The sequence below is a fragment of the Dietzia sp. B44 genome (assembly GCF_014145245.1).
GTDB classification, from domain to species: domain Bacteria; phylum Actinomycetota; class Actinomycetes; order Mycobacteriales; family Mycobacteriaceae; genus Dietzia; species Dietzia natronolimnaea.
In genome coordinates this window covers 1-1,155 of the sequence record NZ_JAALEF010000442.1, presented here as the reverse complement: position 1 = coordinate 1,155, position 1,155 = coordinate 1, and the positions used below count along the sequence as shown (strand labels likewise).

1 protein-coding gene and 1 pseudogene are annotated in these 1,155 nt (G+C 69.6%); both read left to right on the top strand.

What is annotated here, in order from left to right; translation table 11 throughout:
- A pseudogene (murB, locus tag G6017_RS13755) lies at positions 1-179 on the top strand (UDP-N-acetylmuramate dehydrogenase); the annotation flags it as partial.
- A gap of 182 nt (positions 180-361) precedes the next feature.
- Positions 362-1,155, top strand: a 794-nt coding sequence (locus G6017_RS13750) for a membrane protein insertase YidC (protein WP_182610802.1), incomplete at its 3' end; no start/stop codon positions are given.

The window sequence follows — 1,155 nt, the reverse complement described above, 5'->3', positions numbered from 1 at the left end:
ACCCCTCGTCGTCGTCGCCCGCCCGCCTGTCCACCAAACACACCCTCGCGCTGACCAACAGGGGCTCGGCCACCGCCGACGACGTGATCGCGCTGGCGCGCGAGGTGCGCGACGGCGTCTTCGAGGCGTTCGGCGTGGAGTTGCACCCCGAGCCGGTGTGGGTGGGCTGCAGCATCTGACGCTGTCGGGCGACCTCGCGCGGGCACGAACCCGCTGCTCCCGCCGCCGCTGAGCACCCCGGCCCCCACCGCTCCCGCTGACCCTGGCACGCTGGGGGACGGCCTTCTAGTCTTGACCCGGCCTGTTCCGCCCCACCCCGCGCGCCCGCTCCGGCGCCACCGTCCCATCTGGAGATTCGCCCGTGGACCTCTTCGCGTATCCGGTGTCGCTCGTCATGAAGTTCTGGCACTGGGTGCTGAGCTTCGTCGTGGACCCCGGTTCCGGAGTGGCCTGGGTGGGCTCCGTGCTGTTGCTGGTGGTGACCGTGCGGCTGCTGCTCATGCGGTCGATGTACCGGCAGCAGTACTCCATGCGCAAGATGGCGCAGATCGCTCCCAAGATGAAGGAGCTGCAGAACAAGTACAAGGACCGCAAGACCCCCGAGGACCGCCAGGAGCAGGCCAAGGAGATGCAGGCCCTGTACGCGGATGCCGGGGTCAATCCCGCCGCCGGGTGCCTGCCGCTGCTCGTGCAGATCCCGGTGTTCCTGGGTCTGTACTATGTCCTGCTCAACTTCTCGCCGCGTGGGGTGTCGATCGAAGAGGCCTCGACCATGACCAACGGGGCGTTCGGCCCCGACCAGGTCGCCTCCTTCCTCAACGCCGAGATCTTCGGGGTCCCGCTGGCCTCGTACATCCGGATGCCGCAGGACGTCATGGACTCCCTGCACCCGGGGCTCGTGCGCGAGGACATCCTCATGCTGGCCGTGCCGTTGTTCGTGCTGGCCGGCATCGCCACCTTCATCAACATGTGGAACTCGTTCCGCCGACAGAAGGCGGCCAAGGCGGCCGAGCAGGACGCGATCGCGCAGGTCGACGCCGAGGAGAAGGCGGGCGGCCCGGTCGTCGACGGGGAGGTGCTCGAGGTCGACGGCGAGAAGCCCGCAGCCCCCGCGCCCGCCACCACCGGCGCCGCTGCGGGAGCCGGTGCGGCGGA